At 62.2% G+C, this 5,942-nt stretch carries 4 protein-coding genes; 1 reads left to right on the forward strand and 3 read right to left on the reverse strand.

Annotation, left to right across the window (positions count from 1 at the left end):
• Positions 1-176: 176 nt before the first annotated feature.
• Positions 177-590, forward strand: coding sequence for a hypothetical protein (locus F4Y72_09150; GenBank protein MXZ28457.1), 414 nt, complete (start codon positions 177-179; stop codon positions 588-590).
• Positions 591-1,743: 1,153 nt separating this feature from the next.
• Here F4Y72_09150 and F4Y72_09155 read toward each other — a convergent pair.
• The 3 genes from F4Y72_09155 to F4Y72_09165 all read right to left on the reverse strand — a co-directional run bounded on the left by F4Y72_09155 (position 1,744) and on the right by F4Y72_09165 (position 5,385).
• Entirely contained in the window at positions 1,744-2,142 is a 399-nt protein-coding gene (locus F4Y72_09155) for a hypothetical protein (protein MXZ28458.1), read from the reverse strand.
• 364 nt (positions 2,143-2,506) lie between these two features.
• A complete protein-coding gene (locus tag F4Y72_09160; protein ID MXZ28459.1) occupies positions 2,507-3,601 on the reverse strand; it encodes a restriction endonuclease in 1,095 nt (364 codons plus the stop codon).
• Positions 3,598-5,385, reverse strand: a complete 1,788-nt coding sequence (locus F4Y72_09165) for an N-6 DNA methylase (protein MXZ28460.1) — start codon at positions 5,383-5,385, stop codon at positions 3,598-3,600. The genes F4Y72_09160 and F4Y72_09165 overlap by 4 nt, the downstream gene beginning before the upstream one ends.
• Positions 5,386-5,942 lie beyond the last annotated feature (557 nt).

The raw sequence follows: 5,942 nt of genomic DNA on the forward strand, positions 1-5,942 counted from the left end.
CGGAGGACACGGTATAGCCCGCGCCGGCCTTGACGGTGACGCTCACCGAGCCGTCCGGTTCGTCGGCGCTGTCGTCCTCGGTCGAGACCTCGACGGTGACGCTGCCGCTTGTCGGCACGGTGACGGTTCGGTCGCCGGTCGCCCCGGAGGCGGCCACGTCCCCGCTCTGGGCCACGGTGAGCGCCACGTCAAGCGGCGCGGACGGCGCCGGACTCGCGGTTACGGTAAAGGACGCCTTGCCACCCTCCGTGACTGCCGAGCCGCCCGCGATGCTCACCACTGGCGTCGGTGGCGGGGCGTCGTCATCGACCAGGAGAATCCGGCCGTCACCGCTCCGCATGCCGGTGGCCGTCCCGGCGATCCCCGAGGCGGTCAGCCTCGGGGTGCCCCGGTTGCTCCGCTGCGGAATGCTCACGCTCACGGTCCCGTCGTTCGCATCCGAATCCTCCGAGGCGGTGAGCGTCAGTGTCGCGACGGCCGCGCTGGCGCCGCTGGCCGGGCCGGTGAATACCACGGTACTCGTTGCCGAATCGAACGTCACCCCAATGGGGCTGCCGGACAGGGACAGCGTGAAATCCGTTCCCGGCTGACCGCCGGAGAACACAAGGGGCACCCGCAGGCTCTCGCCCGCGATCATGCCCCGGTCCTGGCCCGCTCCGCTGAGGCGCAGGCGCAACGTCGCCGTATCCGTGGAATCTCCTTCCGCCGCGCGCGCATCCGGGGTGCTCAAGGTCACCCTGACATCGGGCGTCACGTCCGGGCCGTCGCGCACCGTCGCGTAGAGCTGGCGTGGTTCCTTGTATCTGTAATGATTCATGTTGACGTACTGGGGATATCCGCCCCGAATGAAGAAGCCGATCTGGGCATCCTTCTCGAACGACGTGGTGGCGTATGTCGGCACGTTGACGGTAATGGAGTCTTCGCCTGCGGGAATGGTGAAACAACTTTGCGTAACGTCTTCCGGAAAGAACGAACAGCGAGGGCCGAGTTGCCCAGGCCGGATGTACAGGACCGGACGGCCGGAAGACGGATCGCGTCCATACGCGCCAATTTGGGCGAAATAGATCACGATGTCATCCAAGGGCGAGGACAAGGGCAAGGACAACCCCTCTGTCCTGGAGATCTTAAGCGTGAGCGGCTGGCCTTCCTCTACGTCGGTGGACCCAATGAGGCTGATTGAGATTTTAGGGTATACCTGTGCCTGCACGTCGGAAGAAACAACAGCCGTGAGCAGAAGTGCCAACGGCAAAAGCGCACCGCGCACGCAACGCCTCGTCCTTGTTGCGCGGTCGCTGCGCCCAAACACGGAGGCGGAGGGGCAAGGCAGGGAGGATCGGCCATTCGGGCCGCGCAGCCATGCAATCACGCCAATTGCCAGCACACCAACAGCGATCCGGCGATCCGGCGATCCGGCGATCCGGCGATCCGGCGATCCGGCGATCCGGCGATCAAATTAGGATAGGTATGATCCGCATTTGTCAAGTCCCGATCATGCACCATGATCGGCGAGCCTGAATGAGTAAGGCGTCCGGCTGCGCCATTGTCTAGAGTGGGTTGTTTAATTAAAGCGCTCCTTGGGGCATCGACAACCGGTCGAACGATTTGTTGCGAATTATTGCCGTGCTACGACCAAGCTCGCCGCCGCGCCTGATGCACCCCATTCTAGCTTCAAAGCCGATCAGTTCGCTCGCATTATAGCAATTCGAGAACGGGCCGCGATCCGCAGCGGCGCCAACCAAGCGCTTACTCCGACATGTGGCATTGGATCTTCTGTTGAACCCTGCGGGCATCGGCGACCAACGCATCCAGTTCATCCTTCTTGCCCGCTTCGAGCATTTCGTTGCGCATTCTCGATGCCAGCATGGACGTTGCGCGAAATGTTCTCATAATAAACTCGGACAGTTCAGCATCGGCGACGTGGCCGCCGAGTTTCTCGAACGCCCTGCCGAAAACGGTCTCAATTTGGCATTGCCTATGATTCCCGGACAGTAATGTGCCAACCTGCGCGCATGTGCGCGGACTTGCGGACGACAGGTTCGATGATCGGGTGGGGGATCGCAGCCGTTTGGCCGAGTCACGCGCAAGTCCGGCACGAAGCGCGAACCACAGCGGCATAGAGTTGCCTGTGTCACGGTTGAGCATCTTCGTGCGGTGGACGCGTTCGATCTACAGCTCAGCACCGACCTGAAGCCAGAGGTCGAGGTTCTGTCTGGCTGTCGTTCCTTCGGCCTCAACTTCGAACCTCACGTTCCCGAATCGGTCGAGCTTACCAACCGCCCCTGCATCGGGGTGACGAGGCCCGGTTTTTGGCCGAGCGGAGACACAATCCATTACACACGGATCGCGACCGCGTTGCGATTTCAGGTCTCTGATTGGTCGACAAGCCGCCCAAGCGACCGTGCGGACAACCAGTTCGACTTCCCGTCGAAGCACATCCAAATCGCGGCCATCAGCTGCCGTTTGGCGGCTGCGAGCTTGGTGACGTGGATATTGTCGACAGGCGAGTCTATTGGAGAATTTCCATCAGGGCGGACAGTTTCAGCCCATTGCCTTCCCCGCCCCTGTGCAGCGCCACGATATGATCCGGCTCGGACGTGAACCAAGCAAAGGAGCGCCAAGCCAGCTCACTCACGGATTGTCTAAAGGCTGGACGGGACCGATCCGGGTAGGCTGTAACGAATGCCACCTGACTCTCGGTGAACCCGGCGTCTGCCGCCAATTCCATCAGCACATGCCTTCGGGCTTCGCTGATCTGGCCGGCCGTCGCCACGACCTCGACGAAAACCAGCAACGGTTCGGACGGCCCAAGATCAACCAGGATAATGTCCGGCAAATTTCGGTCCGGGTCGATTTGCAGCTTGATGCTCTGCGCCAGTAGGTCGTCGCGGGCGACAACCTTTTTGCGGCTTTCGCTCAGCCAGATCACGCCGGGGCGCTCAAGAAAACGAAGAGTGAATTCCTCTACGACAGCCTTGGAGATGACTGAGCTGGGCCCCGGTTCCATATGCCGCGTCTCCCCGTTGGGAAACCTCACCAGCACGCGACTTTGTCCGGCCACGGCACCTTGACGCAGGATGGCAATGCGCGCGAGCGCGCCGCTCGAGAGTCTCGCCTCCTGCCACGCGGCCATCGCAGACTCAAGCGCCTCGCCCTTCAAGCCTGGATCGAACAGCGCCGCGAATTCCGGGGCCAGTGCATACCGTGGTTTCGGCGAAGTCGTTGGCAGTCCCTCACGTTCCCGCACCGCACCGGTGCGCACCAGGCCCTCGCGCAGCGTCTCGTCGCGGATCGGTTCGCGCGTGTTCACCGCGTACCAGCGTCCCGGGATCTCTTCCTTCGATGGTTGCATCGAGTGATCACGCCACGCAGTGCGGTCTTCGTCACCGGTCGATGACGCCTGAACGTCTGTCATCCGCGTTACCTGATCGGGCCGCAGCCAGTAGCCCGCGCCGTGCACCGCGCCGATATAAAGCATGACGAAAACGGTCCGGGCTCCCATCTCGCGCGTGAGGAAATTGCGGTTCGCCATACCTTCAGGAAAAATCGTCAGCATCCGATCCTGGATGTCTGCCAAAGACAAAAGCGCTGGCAATGGCGTCATCCGCCGGTTCCCCGGTACAGCCGTTCAACGGCACGGTCGAATTCATCGCGCCGCGCACCCTGAGCGGTCAGCCGCTCCAGTCGATTTATTTCGTTAGGGCATGGCAGCGGCAACGCCTGAAGCTCGTACGCCGACACCGCCACACTGCCGTTGATGCAGCGGAAGACTTGATCGACGGTCGTACTGTTTAACAGCGCGGTCAGAATAGCTGGGGATACGGGTGGGGTTTTGTTGAGGGGCTTGATCATGTTCAGATGATTTTCCACCACCACCGCCCCGTGCGCCTCGATGAACGAGCCCGGCAGTTCCGCCGCGATCAGGCGCCGGGACTGTTCCTTGGCCGTCGTTCGCTGCAGCAGCACGCAGGGATTACTTGTCACCACCCACTGCTCCCTGGCGGTGGGTTCGAAATACGGCTTGTGGTTTCGCTTCTCCGCCCTGAATTCGAACACGCCGCCCGAACGCACCGATTCCGCCCAGATCAGAGGGTAGCGTCCCTCAGCGGGTTCGTCCCGCAGACTCTCCTTGTGCCGGTTCCACACCAGCGGCCCCGTGCTCACCGTGTAGCCGTAGTCGGCCAGCCGGTAGCGCAACCGGGAGACTCTGCCGAGCAGGTCGCGCTGCCGGGCGCTTCTCGGTATCAGCCACGGCTCCTCGGGCCGCTCCGGCAATTCGAAGGATCCTGCCCTCACGATCCGGATCGAACCGCTGGGATCCTGCGCAACGCAATGCACGCGCGCCGCGGCGGGCTCCCGCCCGCGCCGGTACGTGGCCAGCAGCGTTTCCTGAAGCACATCGTCGAACACGCCCTTGCGCTCCGCGATGAAATCGATGCCGACAGGGGGAGCCTGACTTGCGAGCAAACCGCGCAACGCCTTGAAATACTCGCCCGAAAGAAAGCTCGTCGGCGTGACGTAAGCGATCACCCCGTCAGAACGCGCGTAACGTAACGCCATATCCGTGAACAGACCGTAGAGGTTGGCATGACCGAAGAGGCTGCGTCCGAACCGCTCACGCTGCTTCGCCGGAAGGGTGACGCGCCTGTAGGGCGGATTCCCTACAACCAAGTCGTACCGGTTCATGCCCGGGAATTGCTCCAGCGTATCGCACACACGAACCACCGAATTTAGCCGTCTCCCTGCCGCCCGGCACACGTCCGCAATCGCCGCGTCGAGGAACACTTCGGACAACCATGCTGCGAATGGATCAAGCTCATTCCCGCTCAGTCGTCGCTCAATGGAGCGCAGCACGGTTTCGGCACCGCAGCCTTCCAGGGCTGTTGCCATGCGGCGTGCCAGCGGGGAAAGGAACGCTCCGCCACCGCACGCCGGATCCAGAACTTTCGCCCGCAGCCAATCCACACCCGCGCCGGTCGCCATATCCAGCAGACGTTCGCACAGTGCTGGCGGCGTGTAGTGCGCACCCATCTTCGCGCGGGTTTCCTCGGGCATCGATCCGGTATAGAGCACGCCGATCCTGTAGCCGGCGCGCGCCACGTCGAGTCGCGCTGCGGTCGTGCCCAGTTTCCGGGCCAAGAATTGAGCGTTATCCGTTAGCGGCGCCAATGTGATGACCGCTGGCAACTTGCGAAGCGGCCACGGACTCACTTTCACCATCGACATGCGCTTCCAGTATTCCGAAACCACTCGGTATACGAATGAGCGGGCAATAGCAAGGTGCTGTTCGGGTGAGTCTGGAGAAGAGAAATCACGCAAGGCCGCAGACCCATCGGTCAGGATCGCTCGCGTCGCGCCGTGCGAAAACGATTCAATCTGCGTGGTCATGCATGCTTTCAGGCGAGATGAGATTCCGTCCAGACGCCTATATTGGCGTCGCGTCCTATTGTGCTACATCGAACAACGAAAATCGTGCGCCCCGGACAACCACTATCAGGATGAGGAGGCTACTTCACCATCCAGGGATGGGGGAGTTCTTCACGGCCGCCAAGAAGCGGCAAGCGCGCTTCTCCGCTCACTCGAATCGTGAACTTGCAAACCATCGCTCCTATGCCAAGCCACTTGGCTGCGACTGACGTGCAAGGCCACCAGAGCTCGCCCACCGTGCTTTTGACATGGACGGTTCTGTCGCTCGCCCCCCTACACCGCGACAGACGAGCCCTCGGGATCACTCAATTCGTCGATCCGGTCGGCTATTCGTTGCGCCGGCTCGCGAAGCTGCTCCACGGTCCAGTCCGCAGCGTAACCTTCCGTCACGTCCGACGGCCGGGCGTGATTGACAAGCCTCTTGGTCAGCGAGCGCGGCAGCATCAACTCCCGCTCCGCCACAGTGATGAACGCGTTGCGCAGACCGTGGAACCAGAACTTCGCGCCGGCGACCTTGC

It is taken from the genome of Gammaproteobacteria bacterium (genome assembly GCA_009838035.1).
Lineage (GTDB): Bacteria > Pseudomonadota > Gammaproteobacteria > Steroidobacterales > Foliamicaceae > Foliamicus.